This window comes from Sphingomonas ginkgonis (assembly GCF_003970925.1).
In the GTDB taxonomy this organism is placed as follows: domain Bacteria; phylum Pseudomonadota; class Alphaproteobacteria; order Sphingomonadales; family Sphingomonadaceae; genus Sphingomicrobium; species Sphingomicrobium ginkgonis.
Genome location: NZ_RWJF01000001.1, coordinates 1,449,845 through 1,474,477 on the forward strand (window position 1 = coordinate 1,449,845; position 24,633 = coordinate 1,474,477).

Here is a 24,633-nt window from a genome sequence, read left to right on the forward strand (position 1 = left end):
TTCAGCTTGCTTCACATCATCGCCTTTCTCGTCGCCCTGGGATTCTGTTCCATCTACGCCTTTTCGGCGGGCGCCGGGCCGGAACGGGTGGCCATTGTCGCGCAGCTCGGCGCCTTGCTGATGTCCTTCTCGGCCGGCTTCGTGCGGATCTCCGGCGGATTTAGCAGCCTGCCGGCGGGGCTTGCAGTCGCCGACCTTGCGCTCGGCGCGGCGCTCGTCGTCCTGGCGCTCTGGGCCAATCGTTTCTGGCCGATCGCGCTGGCCGGCCTGCAGGTCGCGACGATCCTCGCCCACATCGCCAAGTCGATCTTCCCGCCGCTTCCGGCGGCCGGTTACGCGATCCTGGTCACCGTCTGGGCTTGGCCGATGCTGGCGGTCACCGCCGTCGGCATCATGAACCACCGCCGGCGCGTGCTGCTGCACGGCGCCGAGCGCGACTGGAAAGACAGCTGGAGATGACGATGGTCGCGGAACCGGCCGTCCGGCAGAAGAACCCGAATGGCGGTTAAAACGTCCTCGGCCGACCGTGACCGCCTGATCGATTTCGCGCGCGCGGTGATCGCGCATCGCAGCGTGCGCCAGCGGCACTTCCCCCTCAACATGCTGGGCGAGACCGCGTGGGAGGCCCTTCTAGCCATCTACGTCCATGACCCGGTCGGCCCGATGGACCTGCCTGAGCTTGCCGCCAGCCTTTCCAGTTCGTCGGCATCGCTCACGCGCTGGCTCGACTATCTGGAAGCCGAAGGGCTGATCGAGCTTCTGCCGTCGGGTAGAGGCGAGACGAGGCAGCTCCGCCTCAGCGCCAGCGGTCTCGAGCGTACGGAAGCTTGCCTTGGGGAAATGTTGCGCAGCTGGTCCGTTTAATGCATTATTACCGGATCGTGCCGGCAGGCGGACGCGGGGAGCCGCTTGTATGCATCTATCAGGTCCAGGCGAGCGCGCGCGACTGCATTCCATCGGCCAGATCCAGCATCATGTCGAAGCGGCCATTGCGATCATGGACGCGTTGGAACCCGGTTCCGCCTTTGCCGCGGCCTGCCAAGATGCACTGGATCGCCTTCTGGAAAGCACTGCGGCCTCCCGTCATTTGCCACACTAAGGACTCTTGAGTCCGGGCGATCGACGTCGCAGGTCGATCCGGACCTAGTCGTCCGCGCGCGGTGTCGCGCCGGGGCGCATGATGGTCCAGCCGGCCAGGCGATGGCCCTTGCTGGCGGCCGCGGCAATGCTGTCCCCGCTCAGCCGCGCGGAGAGATAAGCGGCGTTGAAGGCGTCGCCCGCGCCGCTCGTGTCGACCGGATGGAGCACCGCGGCGGGCGCCACCGTCTCGCCCGAAGGAAGGCGGCACCCGGCACTGCCGAGCTTGACGATCGTCTCCGCGCAACCCAGCCCGGCCCAGTGTTCCGCAACTTCCGCCGGATCGCGCCAGCCCGACAACGCGGTCTCGTCGTCCAGCGTGGGGAGCCCGATGTTGGCGAGCGCAACCGCCTGGTTGCGGGCCTCGCGCGCCGATGCCCGATCGCGCCAGAGGCTCGGCCGGTAATTTCCGTCGAAGGCGACCCTGCCGCCATGCTCCCGCACCCGGCGGACAAGGTCGAACAGCCGCTCTCGGCCGGCGCGCGGCAGGATCGCCAGCGTGATCAGCGAGAAGAACAGCAGCGCAGAGCGCTCGGCCATGGCAAGCTGAGCCTCGCTCGCGAGCTCGAACATGGCCTGGGCTGCGCTGTTGCCGCGCCAGTAGGTGAAGCTCCGCTCTCCCTCAACGTCGGTGGTGATCGCATATAGTCCGGCGCGACGCGTCGGATGGGTCAGCACCAGCTCACCAAGCACGCCCTCCGCCAGCCACGCCTGCCGCAACGCGGCGCTGAACGGATCGAGGCCGAGCGCCGTGAGGAACTGGACCGAGTGCCCGGCCCGCGCGAGGTGAATCGCGGTGTTGAGCGTGTCGCCGCCATAGCCCAACTGACAGTCGCCGAGCGGCGCCACAGCGCTGGCGGCGGAGAGCTCCAGCATTCCCTCGCCGCAGCACAGGATGGTCGCCATGGGCCTATTTCGTCCGGTGGTCGAGCCATCCGCCGTCGGCGAGCCAGTCCGCCAGCCGGTCCGGCCAATGAAGGATGGAGATGCGGTTGGACTCGTCGAGATTGAAAGCGTGGTCGGAGTCCGCATACATGTGGAGTTCCGCTGACACGTGCGCCTTGCGCAGCTGCTCGTAGAGCGCGACCGAGGGCGGTCCGCAGCAGGCATCGAGGGAACCGGCGACGATGAAGGCGGGGGGTGCATGGGCGACGTCGTTCGCGGGCTGTCCGAGCGGGCCGGGGAACACCAGCACCTGGAAGTCGGGCTTGCCGTTCAGCCGGTCGAGCGCGTCGCGCACCGGGCGACCCTTCGGCTCTGCATTGTCGGCGACCAGCGTGACCAGCTCGCCCCCCGCGGAAAAGCCCATCAGCCCGACCCGGGCGGGGTCGATCCCGTAGTCGGCGGCATGCGCGCGGACCCAGCGGACAGCGCGCCGCGTATCGTCGGCCGCATCTCCCTCGATCGAGGTATGGGATCCCGGCTCGCGCGCCAGCCGGTACTTGAGGACGAAGGCGGACACCCCCATGCGGTTGAGAGCAGTGGCGACCTTCACCCCCTCGTTGGTCCAGACCAGGAACTGGTGCGCGCCTCCCGGCAGGATAATCACCGCCGCCCCGCTGTTGTGCTTTGCGCTTGCCGGGAAGGCCAGCAGCGAAGGGTTTTGGATGTTGCGGACCCAATAGTCGCGCGCGATCTCGGGTTCGTTCCGCCGCGCCTCGGAGCCGGACGCACCGTTCGGCCATAAAGGTATGGCGGTATAGCTCGGCGGTGGGACCGGCGCCGGGTCGGCGGCCCAGGCCGCAGCCGGTGCGAGCAGGGCCATGATCAGGCCGATGAACATGCGCATCTTCTTCTCTCCTGCGGGCGGGGGCGATGATTTCACGATGTTACGACCTCAAGGCGATTGCGCCGCGGCGCGGCGGGCCACAAGGTGCGCTCGCCCGACCGCAACGGGCGAGCAGGGAGTGAATGCCGTTGTTCGATCGTCGCACGGTTCTGGCCGGCAGCCTTGCCCTCTTCTCCATGGGTGCTGCGCGGGCTGCGGGCACGCCCACCGAGCTCCGCCTGCGGCGCTTGTCGCCGGCACTCGACAAGATGGTGGCGCCCGGGGCGCAGCCGCAGGTCATCGCTACCGGCATTAAATGGGCGGAAGGGCCGCTGTGGGTACCGGCCGGCGGTTTCCTGCTCTTTTCCGACCCGCCAGCGAACCGGGTCCGGCGATGGCGCCCCGGTCACGGCGCGACCATCTTTCTCGAACCCTCGGGCGCTGCCGGAACTGATCCCAAGCTGGTGCGGGAGCCCGGGGCCAACGGCCTGGCGCTCGACCGGCATGGACGGCTGCTGATCGCCGACAGCGGCGGCCGCAGCATCGATCGCTTCGATCTCGGCAGTCGGCGCCGAGTGGCGCTCGCCGACCGCTACGCCGGCAAGCGCTTCAACAGCCCCAATGACCTGCATGTCGCGCGCGACGGGTCGATCTACTTCACCGATCCGCCCTACGGTCTGGCCGGCGGAGATTCGTCCTCGCTCAAGGAGCAGCCGGTCAATGGTGTCTATCGCTGGCGTCCCGACGGCGAGGTGGCGCTGCTCGACGGGAGCCTGACCCGTCCGAACGGCATCGCGCTGTCGCCCGACGAAAGGCGGCTCTACGTTTCCGTGTCCGACGAGGCCGCACCGCGGATCATGGTCTACGACCTCGATGCGCGCGGCCATCCGCGCGGGTCGCGGGTGCTGCTCGATGCCAAGGCGATGGCTGGCACGGGTGCGCCCGGTCTGCCCGATGGGATGAAAGTCGCGCGCGACGGGACACTGGTCTGTTCGGTGCCGGGCGGGATGATGTTCATGACCCCCGAGGCGGAGCCGCTCGGGTTGGTCGAGACCGGCGGTCCGATCGCCAACTGCGCGTTCGGCGAACGGGGCCGTGCCCTGTTCATGACCGCCAACGATCGCGTCCTGCACCTGCCGCTGCGAGCCGGTTGGCAAGGCTGAGGTCAGCGCGTCGGCAGCTTGGTGCCGAGCAGCACCAGCCGCCGGCCGCTGATCTCGAAGCCGTGCGGAACTCCGGCCGGGATCAGCATCACGTCGCCGCGCCGGAGTGGACGGCGGGTGCCACCGACGATCCGGTCGCCTTCGACCAGGTCGGGACGGGTCGTGCTGGCATTCTCCAGCGTTCCACCCGACACCAGTGTCCCTTCGCCGTCGATCACCGTCGCATATTCCGCCTCCGCCGGGTGCACCGCAGGGCGGCCTGGGTGTTTCCAGATTTCGAGGGCGGCCACACGGTTGCCGTCGCGGACCACCGGCTGCCAGGCGAAGCCCTGGCCTGGCTTCATTGCCCGGTCCATCGCCGCCACCTGCGCGGCGATCGCGGCGGAGGAGGCGAAGGCGGTCGGGTCACTCGCCGCGCCCTGCGCCAGCGCGGTACCGGAGCAGGCCAGCGCCAACCAGCGGAGCGCGCGGGTCATGACCGGCCGTCCAGCCGAAGCGTCCGGCCCTCGCGCGCCGAGCGGTAGATCGCCTCCACGATCCGCATGTCGCGAAGTCCCTCGTCGCCGGAGACGATCGCCTCGCGCCCGGTGCGGACGCAGTCGGCAAAATGGTCGAGCTGGCCCGCGAACTGCGTCTTCGCCGGGCCGGGCGCCGGCATGATCTCGCGCTCGCGCCCGTCCTTCCCAACCCACATGTGGTTGCCGTCGTAGCGGGTCGCCGGCTCCAGCTCGACCCGTCCGGCGTCGCCCATCAGCAGGATATGGTTCTGATTGGCGCTGTACATCGACTGGCAGCTGGCGATCGCGCCGGAGGGAAACTCGAGCGTCCAGTCGATGATGTCCTCGACCTCGGTGAAGCGCGGGTCGCGGCGGTCGGTAGACTCGCGCGCGGTGACCGCAATCGGCTCCTCGCCGGTCATGTAGCGCGCCGCCTGCAGGCTGTAGATACCCATGTCCATCAGCGAGCCGCCGCCGGACAGCGCCCGCTTCAGCCGCCACCTGGAAGGGTCGCGCTGGACGAAGCCATGTTCCGAACGCACGTAGCGGACCTTGCCCGCGGCGCCGGTCCGCGCCAGCCGCATCGCTTCCAGATTATAGGGCTCGAAGTGGCAGCGATAGCCGATCATCAGCTTGCGGTTGGCCGCCCTGCACGCAGCGATCATCGCCTCGCATTCGGCGACCGACACGGCCATCGGCTTCTCGCACATGACGTGCTTGCCGGCGCGGGCGGCACGGATCGTGTATTCCGCGTGCATCGAGTTGGGCAGGCAGACATAGACGATGTCGACGTCGGGATTGTCCCGGATCCGGTCGAAGTCGGCATAGGAGTAGATGGAGCGGTTCGGCAGTCCGTGCTCCGCCGCGACCCGCTTGGCCTTGGCGGGATCGCCGCTCACCACCGCCGCCAGACGGCTGTGCGTGCAGTTGGCGAACTGCGGGATAATGACCCCGAGACCGTAGGAGCCGAGGCCGACGATCGCATAGCCGAGCGGCCGGTCGCCCGGCCCGCGGCCAATGGCCTTGCTGGCGACGGCGAGGCCGATTGCCGAAGTGATCAGGTCGCGCCGGGCCAACGTCATCATCCCCTCCCTGGTGTTGGCGGTAACGAACGGCGCCGCCATTGTTGCCGCGGCGCGGCCGACGGGTCAGGCGCGGCGCGCGTCCTCGCTCCACATGCTGGCGGCCATTGCCACCTGCGTCCGGTTGCGGACGTTGAGCTTGCGCATGAGCGCGGTCATGTGCGCCTTTACGGTCGACTCGGCGATCCCGAGCTCGAATGCGATCTGCTTGTTGAGCAGGCCCGAGTGGACCCCGTGCAGAACCTTGAGCTGGGTCGGCGTCAGCGCCGGAGCATTCCCGTGCCCGGCGACCGAGGTCGTCCGCTCCCAACCGCTTCCCGATGTCCCGAAGTGCGCGTTCATCGACCATCTCCTCCAAGTGGCGGACTGCTGATCTGACGTCAGGTCCTGAAGACGCCCGCCTGATCGCAGTAGAAGATATTTGTTGGACAGGTTCAAGCCCATTTGTGACAAGGCTCGGAAAGTTTCAGAGAGAGCGGGAGCGGGGAAGGGGTGAAAACCTGTCCAACAGAAACGCGCCGAGTCTGGCGTGAGAGCCGTGCTCGCGGGCGCGGCCCTTGCGCAGCATCGGCGCCGCGTCCATGCTTCGCCGGCGCGGTCGGGGGCCTGAGATGACGCACCTACGGTTGGCCGATCGGGCCTATGCGGGCATCGTCCAGTTCATCAACGACGAGCAGGCCGATGTGGGCGATCGGCTGCCGTCCGAGTCGCGGCTGGCGGAAATGCTCGGCGTGTCGCGCACGGTGGTCCGCGAGGCGCTCGCGCGGCTGTCGTCTGACGGCATCACTGAAGCGCGGCGCGGCGCGGGCTCGTTCGTCAAGCGGCGCCCGTCCGACCGGCTCGCCGCCTATCTGCCGCTGGCGCAGATGCCGACCACCATGGGCAGCTACGAGGTTCGGCTGGTGCTCGAGGCCGAAGCCGCGCGGCTCGCCGCGGCGCGCCGCTCGCCCGAAGCGATGGCGCTGATCGAGCAGGCGCTCGAGCAGCTCCGGGCCGCGCTCCTGTCGAACGCGCCGGCGCACGAGGAGGATATGGAGTTTCACCGCGCGGTGGCGGAGGCGACTGCGAACGAGGCGTTCATCGCCGCCTTCGACGCGTTGCAGCCCGGCGTCGACCAGATCATGCGCGCCGGGGTCGCCATCTCGCGTTCGCGCCCGCCCGAGTTCATCAACGCGATGATGCGCGAGCATGAGATGATCGTCGACGCGATCCGGGCGCAGGATCCGGACGGCGCCGCGCTGGCGATGCGCTGGCACCTGTCCGAGGGTCGCAAGCGGCTGCTGCCGTGATCAGCCGGCGGACTGGACGCTCCCCATCCAGCCGAGAATCTGCGTGCACAGGGCGTCGGGCCGGACGTTGCTGAGGAGGATGGTCGCCGGCTCGTCCGCGGCCGGCCGCTCGAGCACCGCAAACTGGCTGTCCAGCAGCGACACCGGCATGAACTCGTGCGACCGCGCGGTCAGCCGCTGCAGGATCTCCTCGCGGCTGTTGTCGAGCATGACGAAGCGCGTGGTGCCAGGGATCGCCGAGCGCAGCCGGTCGCGATAGGCGCGGCGCAGCGCGGAGCAGGCGATCACCACCCGTCCGTCGTCGGCGATCGCCTGACCGGCGGCGGCGGCGATCCGGTCCAGCCACGGCCAGCGGTCCTCGTCGCTGAGCGGGACGCCGCCCTGCATCTTGGCGATCGCCGCCGGGTCGTGGAAACTGTCGCCTTCGAGGAAGCGGCAATCCAGCGCCCGCGCGGCGAGCGATCCGACGGTCGACTTGCCCGAGCCGCTGACGCCCATCACGATCAAGGCGGTGCGGCCGGCGCCGGGTCGACGAAGACTGTGTTGCAATGTGGATTCCCGCCCTGCGACCGACTGCCGCTCGACCGGCTCATACCGGGCGGCGCGAGCGGCGAATACTACGACCATCGTCGGGAGGTGACCGGGCGGCAGGTGCGCTCTAACCGCTCGGAAGGAGGGGAGCGCGGCTCCCCGGTCCGCATGGGAGAAGGCGATGCGCGCGGTGGTAGTGGCGACGGGCTTGCTGATCGTCGGCAGCCGGGCCGAGGCGGGCGTTTCCTTCTATCCGGTCGCCCCGGACGAGCCGCAGGCGATCGTCGTCAAGGGTGTCGGCGACGGCCGCGCCGACGACAGCGCCGCGCTCCAGGCCGCGCTCGATGCCGCGCCGAACAAGGCCGGGCACGGGATCGTCTATCTTCCTTCCGGCCGCTACCGGCTGACGCGAACGATCGTCGTGCCGCCGGGCGTCCGGCTGTACGGAGTCGGCCCGACCCGGCCGGTGCTCTACCTCGCGCCAGCGACGCCCGGGTTCCAGACTGGCGTCTCAACCATGGTCGTGTTCGGCGGGGGCGACCAGTACCAGGTCGGCAAGGTGCCGGTGCCGGTGCCGACCGTCGTTCCGCGCGACCGCATCGTGCGCGACGCCAATTCCGGCACATTCTACTCGTCGATGAGCAATGTCGACGTGCTGATCGGCCGAGGCAATCCGGCGGCGGCGGCGATCCGCTTCCGCATGGCCCAGCACGCCTTCCTCAGCCACATGGACTTCGATCTCGGGACCGCCTTCGCCGGCGTCTACCAGGCCGGCAACGTGATGAAGGATGTCCACTTCCGCGGCGGGCGCTACGGGATCGTCACCGAGAAGACCTCGCCCGCCTGGCAGTTCACGCTGATCGATTCCAGTTTCGACGGTCAGCGCAGCGCCGCGATCCGCGAGCATGAGGCGGACCTGACGCTGGTGAACGTGGCGATCCGCCGAACCCCCGTCGGGATCGACATCGACCGCGGCTACAGCGATTCGCTGTGGGGCAAGAACGTCCGGTTTGAGGACGTGTCGCGGGCGGGGGTGGTGATCTCGCAAGAGAACCGCGTCTTCACGCAGATCGGCTTCGACCAGGCGAGCGCCGTCCGCACGCCCGTGTTCGCGCGCTTCCGCGACAGCGGGCGGACGGTCGCGGGCAAGGGCCGGTCCTACGCGGTCCGCTCGTTCAGCTACGGGCTCCACGTCCCCGCGCTGGGGCGAATGGGCGAGTATCGCACACTCGCCGACATCGTGCCTGCGGCGGCGCCCGCGCCGGCGAGCCCCGCGGTTCGCGCGACGCCGCCGGTCAGCGAGTGGGTGAACGTCCGGACGCTCGGCGCGAAGGGTGATTTCGTCGCCGATGACACCGCCGCGCTGCAGCGTGCGATCGACACCCACCGCGTGCTCTACTTTCCCGCCGGCTTCTACAAGGTGACCGCCACGCTGCGGCTGCAACCCGACACGGTGCTGATCGGCATGCACCCGGCGCTGGCGCAGCTGGTCATTCCCGACGAGAACCCGGCCCATTCCGGCGCGGGATCGGTGGTCCCGATCCTCGAGACGCCGCGCGGCGGCGACAACATCCTGTCGGGGATCGGCCTGTTCACCGGCCGGGTCAACCAGCGCGCCTCGGCGCTGCTGTGGCGCTCGGGCGCGAACAGCCTGGTCGAGGACGTGAAGATCATGGGCGGGGGCGGGACCCCGACCGCCGATGCCAAGCCGCTCGGCTCGCTCCAGGCGCGCTCGGGCGATCCGGTCGCCGACGGCCGGATGGACGCGCAATATCCGAGCATCTGGGTGACCGACGGCGGCGGCGGCACCTTCACCGACGTGTGGAGCCCCAACACCTTCGCCTCCGCCGGCTTCGCGATCACCGACACCAGCACGCCGGGGCATCTCTACGAGGTGTCGGTCGAGCATCATGCGCGCAACGAGTTCGTGCTCGACAATGTGCAGAACTGGGAGTTCCTCGCGCCGCAGACCGAGCAGGAGGTCGCCGACGGCCCCGACGCGGTGTCGTTCGAGATCCGCAACTCGCGCAACCTGCTGCTTGCCAACTACCATGCCTATCGCGTGACCCGCAGCTACCACCCGGCGCCGATGGCGGTGAAGCTCTTTCACTCCACCGACCTGCGCTTCCGCAACGTCCATGTGAACGCCGAGAGCGGCTACGCCTCGTGCGACGACGAGGGCTGCGGGACCTTCCTGCGCGCGAGCAAATATCCGTTCGAGAATGTCATCGACGACCAGACCAGCGGCGCCAAGCTGCGCGAGCGGGAGTTCGCCGCGCTCGACGTCACCGCCGCGCCGCCGCCGGCGGAGCCGCCGTCGGGGACGCCCGAGCCGCGCCGGCTGGCGGGCGACTTCTTCTCCATCTCGGGGGCGGCGGTCAGTGCCGACGGAACCCTCTACTTCATCGACCGCCGCTTCCAGCGCATCTACAAATGGACAGAGATGCGCGGGCTCGAGATGGTGCGCGACCATTCGCTCGACCCGGTGAACCTGGCCGTTGACCGGTCTGGCCACCTGCTGGTCCTGTCGTCGCTCGGCGCCAAGGGGGCGGTCTATTCCTTCGATCCCAACGGTCCCCGCACCGACTATCAGCTGATCCGCCCGACCCCCGCCGGCGCGGCTCCAGGATCGCGCACGTTGCTGCCGGTGAACTGGTGGGTGAACGGCGAATTCCGGGACCAGCTCGACCAGCGCAGCTACGCGTTCACCACCATGGCCCAACTGTTCGCGGCGGAGGCGGGCACGCCCAAGGCGATGCACTATGTCTCGCCCGACGGGAGCATCGCGCTGCCGGCCTTCCGCGTCTGGCAGCAGGGCCCGACCGACCATGTCGGCTGGCGCTGGTCGGACGCGCTCAACGCCAACGGCTTCGTCAGCGGGGCGGTCGGCGACCGGGTCTATGTCACCAACGGCTCGGAGAACCTGACCTACAGCGGCAGGATCGCGGCCGGAGGCACGCTCGGCGACTTGCGGCCCTTCGCCGATCGCGGCGGCGAAAGTGTCGCGGCGGGCCCCGACGGACGGGTCTATGTCGCGAACGGGCAGGTGTTCGTCTACGACGCGAGCGGGCGGAGCAGCGGGCGCATCGACGTTCCCGAGCGGCCCACGCAGCTGATCTTCGGCGGGGCGGACGGGCGCACCCTGTTCATCCTCACCCACCACACGCTGTACGCCGCCCGGACCTGACCAGCCCGCGACTTTGGTCGTGGGTGTCGCGGTTGGGGCGATGCACTATCCCGGCGGAAGGGGCCAATCCGACCGGACTGGCCAGTTCATATTTCAGGGGGCTGCAAATATGCCGATCACCGCACCGCATCGTCGCCGCGCCATGCTGGCGAGCGCCAGCATCCTTGCCGTCGCCGCGATCTCCGCTCCGGCGTCCGCGCAGACGATCACCCCGCAGGGCAGCGCAACGGTGCCCGTGACGACTCAGTCGGCCGATCCGGCAGCGCCGCCGCAGCTGGTCGCGCCGGCCGCGCCGACCCGTCCCACGTCTTCGGACGAGATTATCGTTACGGGTTCGCGCATCCAGACCAGCGGCTTCACCGCGCCGACCCCGAGCACGATCATCGGCCAGGACCAGATCCTGAAGAACGCCCAGCCGAACATCTTCAACACGATTGCGCAGCTGCCCTCGTTGCAGGGATCGACCGGCGTCGCCACCGGTACCTTCAGCACCTCGAGCGGCCAGCAGGGGCTGAGCTCCTTCTCCCTGCGCGGGCTCGGCACGATCCGTACGCTGACCCTGCTCGACGGTCAGCGGGTCGTCGGCGCGAACGTGACCGGCGTTCCCGACATCAGCATGTTTCCGCAGCTGCTGATCAAGCGCGTGGACATCGTCAACGGCGGTGCGTCGGCGTCCTACGGTTCCGACGCGGTCGGCGGCGTGGTCAACTTCATCACCGATACCCGCTTCGTCGGCCTGCGCGGCAACGTCCAGGGCGGGATCACCAACTACGGCGACGACAAGCAGGGGCTGGCGCAGCTCGCCTGGGGCGGCGCCTTCGCGCACGATCGGCTGCACGTCATCCTCAGCGGCGAATATGACGACGAGCAGGGAGTCGGCGCCGGCGACTTCGGGATCGACCTGGCGAAGAGCCGCGACTGGCACCGTGCGACCACGCTGGTCAACACTGGCATCACCAACAACGGGTTGCCGCAGTATCTCTACCGCGATTACGCGCAGCCGTTCCAGTACGCGAAATACGGGTTGATCAGCGCCGGCCCGCTGCAGGGCATCGCGTTCGACGCCAACGGCGTCCCGTTCAACTTCCAGTATGGCTCGAACGGCGTTCCCCAGCGCAACAACAACAGCGGCAACGTCACCGGCTGCTTCGTCGGCTTCTGCGTCGGCGGCGACTTGTCGGGCGCGGTCGGCTCGGGCGCGTCACTCAAGTCAGCGCTGAAGCGGGCCGACGGCTACTCGCGCATCGGCTTCGACTTCGCGCCCGACAACGAGATCTACCTGACGACCAACATTGCGCAGGTGAAGACCAGCAACCAGCCCAATCCGGGCGCAGCGAAGACCGGGCTCACCATCCAGTGCGCCAACCCGTTCGTGCCGCTATCGATCAAGCAGCAGTGCGCAACCGCGGGGATCACCAGCTTCCAGTTCGGAACCAGCAACGCCGAGCTGCCGAACATCAAGGTCCACACGGACCGCCGCCAATATCGCTTCGTCGGCGGTCTCAAGGGCAAGCTGGGATCGGGACCGAGCAACTGGCGCTACGACGCCTATTACGAGCATGGGCTCAACATCACCGACATCAATGTCGACAACATCACGCTGACCCCCCGCTTCAACGCCGCGATCCAGGCGATCAATCTCAACGGCCAGATCGTCTGCGCCAACGCGGCGGCGCGCGCGTCGGGCTGCGTTCCGCTCAACCTGTTCGCCGGGAACGCGCTGCCGAGCGCCGCGACGCTGGCCTATATCGCGCCCGAAGCCGGACCGTTCCAGCACACCAAGCAGACGCAGGACGTGGCCTCGATCGCCTTCTCGGGCGAGCCGCTGAAGCTGTGGGCGGGACCGCTCTCGCTGGCCTTCGGCGCGGAGTGGCGGCGCGAGTTCTACCGGGTCAACGCCGACCCCTATGGCGCGGGCGTCACCACCATCAGCCCGAACGACAGCGACTATCCCGCCGACCCGCTGCTGAACACGGTCAACGGCAGCAACTGGTACGCCGGCAACTACAAGAACGGACGCGGCCGCTACACCGTGTACGAAGGCTTCGCCGAGATGAACCTGCCGCTGTGGGACAATCAGGCGATCGGCCGGGCCAATTTCAACGCCGCCGCCCGGCGCACCCACTACAGCACGTCGGGCACAATCTGGGCGTGGAAGCTGGGCGGTACCTGGCAGACACCCTGGTCGGGGATCCGCTTCCGCGGCGTCACCTCGCGCGACATCCGCGCGCCGAACCTGTCAGAACTGTTCGCGGCGCCGGTGACGACGACCGTCCCCAACTTCACCGACCCGTTTACCAACACCCAGGTTTCAATCATCCAGAGCACGATCGGCAACTCGGCGCTGCGGCCCGAGACGGCGCGCGATACCGAGCTGGGCGTGGTGCTGTCACGGCCGGCCTGGCTGCCCGGCTTCAGCGTCTCGGTCGACTATTACCACATCAAGCTGAAGGACGTGATCTCGAGCCTGTCGGCGCAGCAGATCGTCAATCTCTGCTTCGCCGGCGACCCGACTACCTGCGGCGCCTTCAACCTGCACAACACAACGGGGCCGAACTTCGTCAACGTTCAATCCTTCAACCTGGCTTCGTGGGTCACCAGCGGGCTGAACATCGAGGCGAGCTATCAGTGGAACCGGCCGCTCGGGCTGCCCGGCAACTTCACCGTCCGCGCGCTCGGGACCCATATCTACAAGTTCATCGTCAACGCGGGCATCCCCAACACCATTCCGAACGACCAAGCCGGCGTGAACACCGGCGCGACGCCGGACTGGAAGTGGCTGGCGATCCAGAGCTACACGACCGACAAGTTCAGCCTGACCGCGCAGGAGCGCTGGTTCAGCGATGGCGTGTTCGGCCACCAGTATGTCGTCTGCCAGACGGGCTGCCCGGTTTCGACGGTGAACAATCCCACCATCGACTTCAACAAGATGAAGGGTGCCTTCTACCTGGACGTCGGCGGCTCCTATAACCTCAACCGCAACTTCACCGCCTTCTTCAAGGTCGACAATGTGTTCGATCATGACCCGGCGCCGGCGCCCCAGACCAACACCGGGCTGGACGTGAACCCGGCGCTCTACGACACGCTCGGCCGGATCTACCGCGTCGGTCTGCGCTTCAATTTCTGACCGCGTGACGTAAGGACAGGAGGCGGGGTGACGGGAAGGGTGAGCGTGGGTCGAGTGGCAGGAAGCATCGCCGTCGCGGTCCTCGCCGCTGGAACCCTGTGCGTGCAGGCTGGGCCAGCCCTAGCCTCGCCGTCGGTGCTGACCAGCCTTCCGGACGACCCCCGCGCAGTGCGAGTGGCCGGGGTGGGCAACGGGGTCGCGGACGACAGCGGAGCGATCCAGCAGGCGATCGACCAGGCGGCGAGCCGGGGCGGGGGCGGGATCGTGTTCCTCCCGGCCGGCCGCTACCGGATCAGCCGGACGATCCTGCTGTGGCCCGGCGTCCGGCTGCTCGGCATCGGCAAGCGGCGGCCGACGCTGGTCCTCGGCGACCATACGCCCGGCTTCCAGCAGGGGATCGCCAACATGGTGATCTTCGCCGGCGCGCGTCCCGGGAGCGAAACCAGTCCGCGTCGCCCTGTCCCGTTCCCGCCGCCCGGCAGTGTTCCGTTCGACAAGGATCTTGCCGACGCCAATCCCGGCACCTTCTACTCGGCGCTCAGCAACATCGATTTCCGCATCGGGGCGGGGAACCCGGCGGCGGCGGCGATCCGCTTCCACTCGGCCCAACATAGCTTCGTCAGCCACGCCGACTTCGATCTCGGCTCGGGGTTTGCCGGCCTCTATCAGGTCGGCAATGCGGGCGAGGACCTCCATTTCCGCGGCGGCCGCTACGGCATCGTCACCGAGAAGCCCTCGCCGGCGTGGGGCTTCGCGCTGGTCGACTCCAGCTTCGAGGGGCAGCGTGACGCGGCGATCCGCGAGCATGAGGCGGGGCTGACCCTGCTCAACGTCAGCTTCCGCGACACGCCGGTCGGGATCGAGGTCGATCGCGGCTACGGCGACTGGCTGTTCGGCAAGGGCGTCCGCTTCGACCGGGTCGCCTCGGCCGGAGTGGTCATCTCCAACGAGAAGAATGTCTACACCCAGGTCGGCTTCGAGGATGTCGTCGCCACCGGCACGCCCAACTTCGTCCGCTATCGCGACAGCGGGAGGGTCGAAGCGGCCCCGGCCCGCACCTATCGGGTGGCCTCGTTCAGCTACGGCCTGACCCTTCCGTCGCCGACGGGAGAGGGCGAGTACAAGAGCCTGTTCCGTGCCGAGCCAATGGCGAGCCGGCCGCGTCCTGTCGCCCCCGTTCTCCGCCCGCTCCCGCCACCCTCGACCTGGGCGAACGTCCGTACGCTTGGGGCCAAGGGCGACGACCGGACCGATGACCGTGCCGCGATCCAGGCGGCCATCGACGCCCACCGCGTGGTCTATTTCCCCGCCGGCTTCTACCGGGTCAGCGATACGCTGCGGCTGCGCCATGACAGCGTCCTCATCGGGCTCCATCCCGGCCTCACCCAGATCCTGCTGCCCGAGCATGCGCCTGCCTTCCAGGGTCTCGGCACCCCGCGCCCGCTGCTGCAGTCGGCGAAAGGCGGCGACGCGATCGTCAGCGGGCTTGGGCTCGCCACTGGCGGCACCAATCCGCGCGCGACCGGCCTCTACTGGATGGCGGGGGAACGGTCCCAGATCAGCGACGTCAAGTTCCAAGGCGGGCACGGCACCGACCTGTTCGACGGAACCCGCTTCAATCCCTACGACGCGACCGCCAGCGGGGATCCCGACCCGGCCAAGCGCTGGGGCGGGCAATATGCCAGCCTGTGGGTGACCAACGGAGGCGGCGGCACCATCTTCAACGTCTGGAGCCCCAACACCTACGCCGACCCGGGCATCTACGTTTCCGACACCAGCACGCCCGGGCGCATCATCCAGGCCTCGGTCGAACATCATGTCCGCACCGAGTTCGCCTTCAACCGGGCCGCGAACTGGGAGCTGTTCACCCCGCAGACCGAGGAGGAGGCGGGCGAGGGGCTCGACACCGTCGGGCTGTCGATCCGAGACTCCCGCAACCTGCTGATCGCCAATTACCACGGCTATCGGGTGACCCGCACCCGCCAGCCTGCGCCGGCCGCGGTGGTCGTCGCCAACTCGACCGACATCCGCTTTCGCAACATGCATGTGAACGGGGAGAGCGGGGTCGGCACCTGCGATCCGGTGGGCTGCTTCACCTTCCTTCGCCTGACTCGGTTCCCGTCCGAGAATGCGATCCGCGACCTCACCCGCGGAATCGACGTGCGCGAGCGTGAGTTCGCGGTCCTCGACCTGACGGGCGAGCCGGCGCCCGTCCAGCCGCCGGCGGTGACAACCGCCCGTATCGACAAGCTGGCCGACGGCTTCTTCTCGATCGGCGGTGCGGTCGCCGCACCCGATGGCACCCTCTACTTCGCCGACCGGCACCGCCAGAAGATCTATGCCTGGTCCGAGGCGCGCCGGCTGGAGATCGTCCGCGACCAGCCGCTCGACCCGCTCAACCTCGCGATGGACCGCAGCGGCAACCTCCTTGTCCAGGCCGTGAGCGGGCGACAGGGCTCGGTCTACAGCTTCCGCCCGGGCAGCCCCGACAGCGAACTCACCCCGATCCCCGCTACGCCCGCGGTGCCGCACCCGGGCGCGGTCGTCGCGCTGCCGGCGAACTGGTGGGCGAATGGAGAATTCAGAGACCAGCTCGATCCCGCCACTAACCGGTATCCGACGCTGGCCGAGCTGTTCGCGCGTGAGCTCGCGACGCCGACCGAGCGCGAATATGTCTCGCCCGACGGCTCGGTGGTAATCCCCGCCTTCCGGGTAGTCGAGCAGGGGCCGCCCGATTACCGGGCGATGCGCTTCTCGCACGCGCTCGACAGCTACGGCTTCGTCGCTGCGATGCCTGGCGCCGAGGTGCTGGTGACCAGCGGGGCGGAGAACCGGACCTATGCCGGCCGGGTCGGGCCCAAGGGAACGATCACCGACCTTCGGCCGATCGCCAATCGGGGCGGCGAAAGCGTCGTCGCCGGGCCCGATGGCCGCATCTACGTCGCCAACGGGCAGATCTACATGTTCAGCCGTGACGGGCAGCCGCTCGGCCGGATCGACCTTCCCGAACGGCCGCTGCAGCTGATCTTCGGCGGCAGCGGCAACCGCACACTGTACGCCCTCTCGCATCGCTCGCTCTACGCGGTGCGCCTGCCATGAGCAGCGCCGCGGGCGAGAGCGCCGGGACCCGGCAGGAGGGCACAAGCGTGGACGATCTCGAACGGCCGACGATCCGGCAGATCTCGGCCCGGCTGATGCCGCTGCTCGGGCTCATCTACATGGTCGCCTACATCGACCGGCAGAACGTCAGCTACGCCAAGCTGCAGATGGTCGGCGACCTCGGGCTGAGCGAAGCGGCGTACGGCCTCGGCGCATCGCTCTTCTTCATCGGCTATTTCCTGTTCGAGGTGCCGAGCAACCTGCTGCTGGAGCGGGTCGGCGCGCGACTGTGGTTCGCTCGGATCATGGCGAGCTGGGGCGTCGCCACCGTCCTGCTCGGCTTCACCTCCAGCCCGACCATGTTCTACCTGCTCCGCCTCCTTCTCGGGCTCGCCGAGGCCGGCTTCTTCCCCGGCGTCCTCTACGTCCTGACCTTGTGGTTCCCGCACGCCTACCGCGGCCGGGCGGTGGGCTCGTTCATGCTGGCGAGCGCGGTCGCCAATGCGGTTGGGGCGGCGATCGGCGGGGTGCTGCTCGACTTCGACGGGACCCTGCACCTGCGCGGCTGGCAGTGGGTTTTCCTCGCCACCGGCATCCCGGCGGTGCTGCTCGCGCCCGTGGTCCTGCTGCTCCTGCCGAGCCGGCCCGACCAGGCCCGCTGGCTCGGCGCAGAACAGAAGCGATGGCTCGCCGACACACTGGCGCGCGAGCATCCGGAGGCGTCCGAGCGCGAGGGCAATCCGGTGCGCGCGCTGGCCGATCCGCGTGTCCTCCTGCTTTGCGTTGCCTACATCGGCTTCCCACTCGCGGCCTATGGGCTCAGCTATTGGCTGCCGACGATCGTCAAGGGGTTTGGCGTATCGAACACCGCCAACGGCTTCATCAACGTCATTCCCTGGACGCTTGTCGGGCTCGCGCTGTGGTGGGTGCCGCGGCACGGCGCCCGCTTCGAGGACCAGCGCTGGCACATCGCCGGGCCGGCCTTCGTCGGCGCGCTGGCGCTGCTACTCAGCGTGCTGGTGAAGGGGCCGGTGCTGCAGTTCGCCATGCTGTGCATCGCCGCGCCGGCGATCTTCTCCGGCCAGCCGGTGTTCTGGACCCTGCCGCCGCGCTTCCTCAGCGGGGCGCGGGCGGCGGCGGGGTTCGCGGCCATCAACTCGGTCGGCAATCTCGGCGGCTTCGTCGCGCAGACGGTGGTGCCGAAGATCCACGACCAGACCGGCAGCAATCTGGCGCCGATGCTGTTCCTCGCCGCCTGCCTGGCGGCGGCAGGGGTGATGGTCCTACTGGTCGAGCGCCGGCTCCCGCGCGCCGCGGCGTGACGGGCCAGTTCCACCGCTGATCGAAGATCCGGGCGGTCTGCTGCTTAGGTTAGGGCAGGCCGCGGCGGAAAGCTTAGGCCTTCAGCCATGACCGGTCGCGACCCCCGCCTTCTCTCCCTCCGAGCCTTCGGGCCAACGTCGAGCTCGCCGTCACCCACGCCACCCCCGACCAGGCCGCCGTCCTCTGCCAGTGGCAGCCGCAGCTGTGTCAGTGGGAACAGTCCACCATTCCCCCCGCCGACCGGTCGCTCGCCGGTTTCTTTGAACCGGCGGCCAAAGGTGAGGAAAGGTAGGAGCGGGAAGAGACGGCAATGGCTGCTGTGCAAAAACAATGGAACTTCACGACACGCGGTTAAAATTAATGCTCCATAACGCCGCTTACCTGCAAATAAAACGCGAGGCACAGAGCGGCGCAATCTTGCTCAAGAAGGCCTGTTAGCTCACTCATCTTCCGCAGGATGCGCTCAGATTTGGCGATGTTCCCGGCGCCCGCTACAGCAAGCCATGCCTCATGCTCTAAATCTGTGGTTGTTCGCGTTTTCAGCGCTTGTTTCGATTGCCTTGGCCTATCTTGCCGCTGGCACGCTGGTCCGCCGCGGCTTTCCTCTGCCCGAACCCTCTTCGCGCCTCGGCCGGATCGACGGATTGCGCGGGCTGCTCGCAATGAGCGTCGTCATCCATCATTTCTTTCTGTGGATGCAAATCCAGTATTTTGCGGCACCCTGGGAAGCACCATCGATTGCACTTCTGAACCAACTTGGCGCTGGCGCGGTCGGGCTCTTCTTTATGACCACTGGGTTCGTCTTCTACCCTCGGGTTCTGAACGGCTTCCGTGACACGTCCTGGATCACCGTGCTGGTCAGCCGTGCCTTCCGCATTCTTCCGCTCGTCATCGTGTCGACCGTTGCCGCGGCCGTGATCAGCTTCCTGTTCCTAGGCGGGAGCCACGACATCGGCGATTATGGCGGGCAGATGCTCCTCTGGGTGGCGACCTGGGGTGAGCCGAACCTCGGCGGTCTCGCCGACAGCGGCCGGATCAACGCCTATGTCCTTTGGTCGCTCAAATATGAGTGGGCCTTCTATCTTTTCGTGCTGCCGCTATCGGCCGTTGCGATGGATATTGCCCGCGCGCTCCGCTTCCCAAGTTGGACGGTACCCGCGGGATTGCTGGTCGCAACAGCCGGTTTCCGCCTAGTCGATCAGGTCGAAAAGCATGCCACCTTCCTACCCCTGTTCGCGGTCGGCATGCTGGCGTTCGAGGCCAGCCGATCGCCAGCCTTGCGCCGCATCCTGACCGCTCGCCCGGTCGGAATAGCCGCCACTATCGGGCTGGTTGTCGGCGCGTTGACCACGCCGCTACCCTATTATGCCTCGCTGCCGCTCTTCAGCTTCTTCTTCGTCTGCGTCGCGTGCGGCAACCGCCTGTTCACGACACTGGGAAAGCCGAACTGGCTGGTGCTCGGGGAGTGCTCGTTCGGGATCTACCTCCTTCACGGAATCGTGCTCTTCGCCATCTTCACCGCAGGCCAACCGCTTGTGCCAAGCATATCTGCCGACGCGTTCCTGGTGGCCATGCCGCTCGCCTCCGTGATCATCGCTCCGCTGACGGCAGCCTGTTTCGTCGGCATCGAGAAGCCGATGATCGCGACCGGCAAGCGGATCGCTAGGGAGCTCACCCAGCAACGCGGGCTGCCCCCGGCGGAGCTGGAGGTCGCGCCCTAGTTGTTTTCCGGCGCGACCGCGGATCACTCTCGAACCTGGCGATCGTCGGTCGACTGATGAAGGGGAGGCCCTAACGCACGTCGCCGAGCAGCGAGACCGGCCCGATCAGTCCAGAGGGTCGCAGCGGAGCGTCGGCGCGGTAGGTCGGCATGGCGGTCCAGCTGATCTTGCGCGTGACGCCCGGCTGCGCGTCGCCGATCAGCCGGTTGACCCACAGGTTGGCGACCCGGATCGACAGTCGGTTGGTGCCGGGCCGCACCGCCTTGCCGATGTCGATCTGCCACGGCGCATGCCAGGCGCTTCCGACCAGCCGGCCATTCACGGTCACCTCCGCGATGTCGCAGACTCGGCCGAGATCGAGCAACAGGGGACGCCCGGGCCGCACCCCGCGCGGAACGGTGAAGCTTCGGCTGTAGGTCGCGATGCCCGAGAAATACTTCACGCCGGGGTCAGCCTGTTCGTTGAGCCGGCCGAGCGCGGCAAGGCGGAGCTGCGCGGCCGCGCCGCGGCCCGGCTGGAAGGCGACCGACCAGCCGTCCGAGAGCGTCGCGAGCGTGACTCGGCGCGGCGTCGGCACGGTGCGCGAGGGCGCGGCGGCGGGCTTGCGGAAGACGATGAAGACGCTGTCCTCCGGCGCCAGCGTGAGCGGAACCAGCGTCACCCCCTGCTCGACCCGGTAGCTCGCGGGCTCGCTGGTGCCGGTGTCGGCGCGCCAGATCTCCGGCGCCTTGCCGGTCACCCGAAATCGCGCGGCGAGCGTCTCGGCACGGCCCAGCCGGTTGCTGACGAAATAGGCGTCGCCGTCGGCGAGCTTGCGGTGGACGAAGAGTAGCCGGCTGTCGGGGGCGCCCCCGGGGACGAAGTCGGGCTGAACGCCGATGCCGGCGAGCGCCTGCTCGACGTCGCTCGAGGCAACCACCCGGCCAGCGCCGACACGGGTCACCGGCTGGCCGCTCCATAGCCGGCGGACCAGCGCGGCGTAGCGGGCGGGGTCGTCGCCGAGACCGGGAGAGGAGGTGGGCGCGAGGCCGACCACCGTGGCGCCCTGCTCCGCCAGCGCGGCGAGCTTCTCCAGCATGGCCAGGGTCATGCGTGGGCTCGACCCGCCAAGATAGAGCAGCCGGTAGCGCGCGCCGCCGGTCGATACCAGCTCGCCGTTCTCGACCCGCAGATGGTTCATCACCGCGTCGGCGCCGGCGAAATCATAGGCGTAGCGGGTCGGCGCGTCGGCCACCGGCTGGTCGCCGTAAAGCGCGGTGAGCGGCGCCTCCTCCCCGTAGAAGTACGCGACGTCGGCAACGTTGCGGCCCTGCTGCAGCAGGAAGCTGCTGCGCGCCATGTAGTCGACCCATGGCCTGGCGAGCTCGGCCCAGCTCTCGTGTCGGTTGAAATATTGGCCGAAGATGAACAGCGAAAGCCCGGGGACCTTGTCGTCGACCGGCTGGTGCACCGAGGTGTGGATCACCGGGCGGTTGACCCCGGTGGCGAACTCGAGGTCGATGAACTTGCGCAGGTCGTGCGGCGCAAAGTTCCACGGCTGGAGTGCCGCGGTCATCGATTCGGCTGCAACTAGGTTTTGGCCGTAGAGATGCGCCACCGACGCCGCGCCCTTCATGTCGGCGATGTGCGACGGGTTCGGACCGGCCCTGCCGTAGGTCCATAGCGCCGACATCGGCACGTCGGTGTGGCTGCGCATCGCCATGTCGTCGCCAAGCGACGGGCGATGGTCCTCGAGCGCCTCGCCATAGAGTTTCAGCCCGTTGGCATGCGCGACCTCGGCGACGGTCGCATAATGCGACGAGGTCATCAGGTCGGCGAGCGTCCGGCGATAATCGTAGAGGAACCGGTCGCTGGCGGCGCGCGAGCCGACGATCGTCCCGGTCAGCGCCGGCAGCCAGGGCGTCGGGTCGTAGCCGCGCAGGCGACGGAAGTCGGCGAGCATCGCCGGGGTCCAGTTCGCCGCGCCAACCTCGATCGAATCGTTGAGCATGGCGCGCACGCCCCGGGCGCCGAGCAGCCCCGGTCCCGCCGCGTCGCGGTACATGGCGAGATAATGGTCGAGGTAGCGGCGAACCGCGGCGCGATCGAACTTGTCGACCTCAAGCCCGGTGGCCTCGGCCGGCGCGGGATGGTTGGTGGTGCCGAGCAGCGAGGAGCCAAGCCGGACGATCCGCCAGCGCCCCGCGGGCGGGGTCCAGTCGAGCGTGCCGTCGGGGCGCAGCCGCTCGCTGACGTCGATCACCGAGCGCGGGTCGAAGCCCGGCTCGTCCGCGACGCCCCGGCTGAGCGCGTAATAGTCGGGGACGATCGCGAACCCGGCCTTGCGCTCATACTGGTCGACCCGGGCCTCGCCGGAGAGGTGGAGCTGGCCGACGCTGACGCCCTTGTCGCCGGCGGGCCCGAACATCGGCGGGAGCGCGGCGAAGTCGACCCCGGGCGCGGGCTCGCCCATGTTGGCCGAGCCGCCCTGGACCGGCGCCATCAGCACCCGGAAGTAGCGCGCGGAGACCGGCGCGAAGCTGACCGTGGTCGGCACCTCGGTGACCGCGATGTCGGCGACCGCACGCCAGCTGCGACCGTCGTCGCTCGCCTCCAACCGCGGCGACACCGAGGGCGCCGCGAACATCGTCTTGGCGCCCGGGAGGAACAGGGTCGCCGAGCGGATGGTGCGCGGCGCGCCATAGTCGAGCGTCACCGCGCCGCCCTTGGCGACCGTCAGGCCGCGCTCGGCCGGCGTTGCGCCGAGGATCGACGGATCGCCGCCGCCGACGAGGGCCGGTGCTCGCTCGTCCACCGCGACGCCGGCGAGGGGGAAGGCGAGCACCCGGACATCGGCATAATGGGTCGGCGGGACGAACGGCTTGTCGCCGCCGAGCGCCGTTAGCGGGTCGCCGAACGGCAGCGCCTGGAAGGCGCCGGTGACGCTCGGCGGGGCGGGCAGGCGGCCGACCGGGCGACCGCCCGCGACAACCGTCTCGCTCCATACCAGCTTCTTCAGCCCGTCCGCCGCCGGGACCCATGGGCCGCCCGTCTCCGACCAGCCCGGCGAGGATGCGATCGCCAGCTCGAGCCCGTTCGCCTCGGCCTGCTGCGCGGCGAAGCGGAACGCGTCCTTCCAGTCGTCGTGCATGTAGACCAGCCGCTTGGGCACGACCTGCGGCGTGGCGAGATTGACGTCGAAATTCTGCAGCCCGCCGATCCCGACGCGCTTCATCCACGCCATGTCCTTGGCGATCCCGTCCTTGCTGATGTTGCCGTTCATCCAGTGCCACCAGACCCGCGGCCGGGCGCTTTGCGGCGGGTTGGCGAAGCCCGCGGCGAGATCGTCGGCGAGCGCCGGGACGGAGGCGGAGGCGAGCAGCAGCGCGGCGGTCAGTCGGGCAAGGATCGGCTTCATGGACGGTTCCCAGGGGAGAGGGGAGATCAGGCGGCAGCCGGAGCGGCGGGTCGGGACAGCGGGTCGCCCCGCTCGGCGTCGATCTGCTCGAGCGACTTGCCCTCGTTGCGCGGCGCCCAGATCGTCCCGACGACCCCGCTGACGACGAGGAAGCCGGTCAGGATCCATGCCAGCTCGGTGAAGTTGCTGGCGGCGAGCGAGGGAACGGCGAGGCTCCACAGCCCGAGCCCGATCCGCACCAGCGCGAAGCAGAGCCCTTGCGCTGTCGAGCGTATCGCGGTCGGGAACATCTCGGCGCTCCACAGCTGGAAGAAGCTCTGCGCTCCGAATCCGCCTGCGATCCCCATGATCAGGATGTGGGCGATGACGATCGGCAGGGTGAACCCGAAGACGGCGAGCAGCGCCATGCCGGCGACGTGCATGACCGCGGAGATGGCGAACAAGGTGCGCTGGTTCACCCGGTCGCTCAAGGTCATGAAGATGGCGAGGATCGAGACCATGCCGATCGCGAAGTAGCCCGCCGGGACCACCGTCGCGGCCCACGCCGGGAGATGGTTCTGCTCGATGAGGTAGGGGGTGAAGAAGCCGTTGTAGCCGGCCCACAGGTTCCACATCCCGTACATGGTGACGAGGTAGAGGACCGAGGCGAGGTGGCGCGGCGTCAGCACCGCTGCCCAACCCGGGAAGCGGCCCTGCTGCTTCTCCTCGGCGACCGTCTCTTCCCAGCGCGAGCTTTCCTGCATCCGCGAGCGGAGGAAGGTCAGCGCCACCGCCAGCACGGCGAGGTGGATGAACAGCCAGCGCACGCCCGAGATGCCGAACGGCTTGAGGAAATAGGCGGCGACCAGCACCGCGACCGGGCCCAGGTACCAGAGGATCTGCGCCACCCCGCTATGCGCGCCGCGCTGGTCGTCGGGGGCCTGCTCGGCAATCAGCGACCAACTCGCGGGAATGTCGGCCCCGACCGCCAACCCGACCAGCAGGAAGCCGGCGATGATCATCCACGCGCTCGCCGCGAAGATCAGGAACAGCATGCCGAAGGCGTAGAACAGCATGTCGTACTGGTAGATCTTCTTGCGCCCGAACAGGTCGCACAGCCGGCCGCCGATCAGCGCCCCGACCCCCGCCGAGATGGCATTGGCGGAAAAGGCGCCGATCAGGCCGATGAAGCTGTCGGAGAGCTGGTATTGCTCCTTCCACAAAGCGAGCGCGACCGAGCCGGAGACGATACTCCCCGCGTCGATGTAGTTGGCGAGCCCGGCGAGGATCGTGTTCCGCCAGCTGCCTTCCGATTGTCCGCTCACTCTTCTCT

The 24,633-nt window shown here is 68.5% G+C and carries 18 protein-coding genes; 9 read left to right on the plus strand and 9 right to left on the minus strand.

Going from position 1 to position 24,633, the window contains the following annotated elements; translation table 11 throughout:
- Nucleotides 1-6 precede the first annotated feature (6 nt).
- Nucleotides 7-459, plus strand: coding sequence for a hypothetical protein (locus HMF7854_RS07090; RefSeq protein WP_126718460.1), 453 nt, complete (start codon nucleotides 7-9; stop codon nucleotides 457-459).
- Between the two features lie 39 nt (nucleotides 460-498).
- Nucleotides 499-864, plus strand: a complete 366-nt coding sequence (locus tag HMF7854_RS07095) for a MarR family transcriptional regulator (RefSeq protein WP_126718461.1) — start codon at nucleotides 499-501, stop codon at nucleotides 862-864.
- 58 nt (nucleotides 865-922) lie between these two features.
- On the opposite strand, the gene HMF7854_RS15730 is transcribed toward HMF7854_RS07095, so the two are convergent.
- The 3 genes from HMF7854_RS15730 to HMF7854_RS07105 are packed head-to-tail and all read right to left on the minus strand — an operon-like array spanning nucleotide 923 to nucleotide 2,926.
- A complete protein-coding gene (locus tag HMF7854_RS15730; RefSeq protein WP_185829196.1) occupies nucleotides 923-1,087 on the minus strand; it encodes a hypothetical protein in 165 nt (54 codons plus the stop codon).
- A gap of 56 nt (nucleotides 1,088-1,143) precedes the next feature.
- Nucleotides 1,144-2,043: a sugar kinase gene (locus HMF7854_RS07100; protein WP_126718462.1), complete on the minus strand. Its 900-nt coding sequence runs from the start codon at nucleotides 2,041-2,043 to the stop codon at nucleotides 1,144-1,146.
- 4 nt (nucleotides 2,044-2,047) lie between these two features.
- The gene (locus HMF7854_RS07105) at nucleotides 2,048-2,926 is read right to left on the minus strand and encodes an alpha/beta hydrolase (RefSeq protein WP_126718463.1); all 879 of its coding nucleotides are present in this window, start codon (nucleotides 2,924-2,926) and stop codon (nucleotides 2,048-2,050) included.
- Between the two features lie 122 nt (nucleotides 2,927-3,048).
- Between HMF7854_RS07105 and HMF7854_RS07110 the strand changes: the two genes are divergently transcribed.
- Nucleotides 3,049-4,068, plus strand: coding sequence for an SMP-30/gluconolactonase/LRE family protein (locus tag HMF7854_RS07110; RefSeq protein ID WP_185829197.1), 1,020 nt, complete (start codon nucleotides 3,049-3,051; stop codon nucleotides 4,066-4,068).
- Nucleotides 4,069-4,070: 2 nt separating this feature from the next.
- On the opposite strand, the gene HMF7854_RS07115 is transcribed toward HMF7854_RS07110, so the two are convergent.
- From HMF7854_RS07115 to HMF7854_RS07125, 3 genes are all read right to left on the minus strand, one after another.
- Nucleotides 4,071-4,544: a cupin domain-containing protein gene (locus HMF7854_RS07115; RefSeq protein WP_239016878.1), complete on the minus strand. Its 474-nt coding sequence runs from the start codon at nucleotides 4,542-4,544 to the stop codon at nucleotides 4,071-4,073.
- Nucleotides 4,541-5,647, minus strand: coding sequence for a Gfo/Idh/MocA family protein (locus HMF7854_RS07120; protein ID WP_126720110.1), 1,107 nt, complete (start codon nucleotides 5,645-5,647; stop codon nucleotides 4,541-4,543). The genes HMF7854_RS07115 and HMF7854_RS07120 overlap by 4 nt, the downstream gene beginning before the upstream one ends.
- Nucleotides 5,648-5,713: 66 nt before the next feature.
- Complete coding sequence (locus HMF7854_RS07125) at nucleotides 5,714-5,989, minus strand: response regulator transcription factor (RefSeq protein WP_126718464.1); 276 nt, start codon at nucleotides 5,987-5,989, stop codon at nucleotides 5,714-5,716.
- Nucleotides 5,990-6,258: 269 nt separating this feature from the next.
- Between HMF7854_RS07125 and HMF7854_RS07130 the strand changes: the two genes are divergently transcribed.
- Nucleotides 6,259-6,936, plus strand: a complete 678-nt coding sequence (locus tag HMF7854_RS07130) for a FadR/GntR family transcriptional regulator (protein WP_126718465.1) — start codon at nucleotides 6,259-6,261, stop codon at nucleotides 6,934-6,936.
- On the opposite strand, the gene HMF7854_RS07135 is transcribed toward HMF7854_RS07130, so the two are convergent.
- A complete protein-coding gene (locus HMF7854_RS07135) occupies nucleotides 6,937-7,485 on the minus strand; it encodes a gluconokinase (protein ID WP_338056330.1) in 549 nt (182 codons plus the stop codon).
- 163 nt (nucleotides 7,486-7,648) lie between these two features.
- On the opposite strand from HMF7854_RS07135, the gene HMF7854_RS07140 reads away from it, so the two are divergent.
- The 5 genes from HMF7854_RS07140 to HMF7854_RS07160 all read left to right on the plus strand — a co-directional run bounded on the left by HMF7854_RS07140 (nucleotide 7,649) and on the right by HMF7854_RS07160 (nucleotide 19,924).
- Nucleotides 7,649-10,654, plus strand: coding sequence for a glycosyl hydrolase family 28-related protein (locus HMF7854_RS07140; RefSeq protein ID WP_126718466.1), 3,006 nt, complete (start codon nucleotides 7,649-7,651; stop codon nucleotides 10,652-10,654).
- A gap of 109 nt (nucleotides 10,655-10,763) precedes the next feature.
- Complete coding sequence (locus tag HMF7854_RS07145; RefSeq protein WP_185829198.1) at nucleotides 10,764-13,781, plus strand: TonB-dependent receptor plug domain-containing protein; 3,018 nt, start codon at nucleotides 10,764-10,766, stop codon at nucleotides 13,779-13,781.
- Nucleotides 13,782-13,835: 54 nt separating this feature from the next.
- Complete coding sequence (locus tag HMF7854_RS07150) at nucleotides 13,836-16,880, plus strand: glycosyl hydrolase family 28-related protein (RefSeq protein ID WP_126718467.1); 3,045 nt, start codon at nucleotides 13,836-13,838, stop codon at nucleotides 16,878-16,880.
- Nucleotides 16,877-18,202: an MFS transporter gene (locus HMF7854_RS07155; protein ID WP_126718468.1), complete on the plus strand. Its 1,326-nt coding sequence runs from the start codon at nucleotides 16,877-16,879 to the stop codon at nucleotides 18,200-18,202. Before HMF7854_RS07150 ends, HMF7854_RS07155 begins: the two co-directional genes overlap by 4 nt.
- A 561-nt stretch (nucleotides 18,203-18,763) precedes the next feature.
- Nucleotides 18,764-19,924: an acyltransferase family protein gene (locus HMF7854_RS07160; protein WP_185829199.1), complete on the plus strand. Its 1,161-nt coding sequence runs from the start codon at nucleotides 18,764-18,766 to the stop codon at nucleotides 19,922-19,924.
- Between the two features lie 70 nt (nucleotides 19,925-19,994).
- On the opposite strand, the gene HMF7854_RS07165 is transcribed toward HMF7854_RS07160, so the two are convergent.
- Entirely contained in the window at nucleotides 19,995-23,321 is a 3,327-nt protein-coding gene (locus HMF7854_RS07165) for a glycosyl hydrolase (protein WP_126718470.1), read from the minus strand.
- 26 nt (nucleotides 23,322-23,347) lie between these two features.
- Entirely contained in the window at nucleotides 23,348-24,625 is a 1,278-nt protein-coding gene (locus HMF7854_RS07170) for an MFS transporter (protein WP_126718471.1), read from the minus strand.
- Nucleotides 24,626-24,633: the final 8 nt, after the last annotated feature.

Excerpts from the sequence above, each read along its gene's own strand:
- HMF7854_RS07095 (WP_126718461.1), top strand. The coding sequence starts at position 499 with ATGGCGGTTAAAACGTCCTCGGCCGACCGTGACCGCCTGATCGATTTC.
- HMF7854_RS15730 (WP_185829196.1), bottom strand. The coding sequence starts at position 1,087 with ATGACGGGAGGCCGCAGTGCTTTCCAGAAGGCGATCCAGTGCATCTTG.
- HMF7854_RS07100 (WP_126718462.1), bottom strand. The coding sequence starts at position 2,043 with ATGGCGACCATCCTGTGCTGCGGCGAGGGAATGCTGGAGCTCTCCGCC.
- HMF7854_RS07105 (WP_126718463.1), bottom strand. The coding sequence starts at position 2,926 with ATGCGCATGTTCATCGGCCTGATCATGGCCCTGCTCGCACCGGCTGCG.
- HMF7854_RS07110 (WP_185829197.1), top strand. The coding sequence starts at position 3,049 with ATGCCGTTGTTCGATCGTCGCACGGTTCTGGCCGGCAGCCTTGCCCTC.
- HMF7854_RS07115 (WP_239016878.1), bottom strand. The coding sequence starts at position 4,544 with ATGACCCGCGCGCTCCGCTGGTTGGCGCTGGCCTGCTCCGGTACCGCG.
- HMF7854_RS07120 (WP_126720110.1), bottom strand. The coding sequence starts at position 5,647 with ATGACGTTGGCCCGGCGCGACCTGATCACTTCGGCAATCGGCCTCGCC.
- HMF7854_RS07125 (WP_126718464.1), bottom strand. The coding sequence starts at position 5,989 with ATGAACGCGCACTTCGGGACATCGGGAAGCGGTTGGGAGCGGACGACC.
- HMF7854_RS07130 (WP_126718465.1), top strand. The coding sequence starts at position 6,259 with ATGACGCACCTACGGTTGGCCGATCGGGCCTATGCGGGCATCGTCCAG.
- HMF7854_RS07140 (WP_126718466.1), top strand. The coding sequence starts at position 7,649 with ATGCGCGCGGTGGTAGTGGCGACGGGCTTGCTGATCGTCGGCAGCCGG.
- HMF7854_RS07145 (WP_185829198.1), top strand. The coding sequence starts at position 10,764 with ATGCCGATCACCGCACCGCATCGTCGCCGCGCCATGCTGGCGAGCGCC.
- HMF7854_RS07155 (WP_126718468.1), top strand. The coding sequence starts at position 16,877 with ATGAGCAGCGCCGCGGGCGAGAGCGCCGGGACCCGGCAGGAGGGCACA.
- HMF7854_RS07165 (WP_126718470.1), bottom strand. The coding sequence starts at position 23,321 with ATGAAGCCGATCCTTGCCCGACTGACCGCCGCGCTGCTGCTCGCCTCC.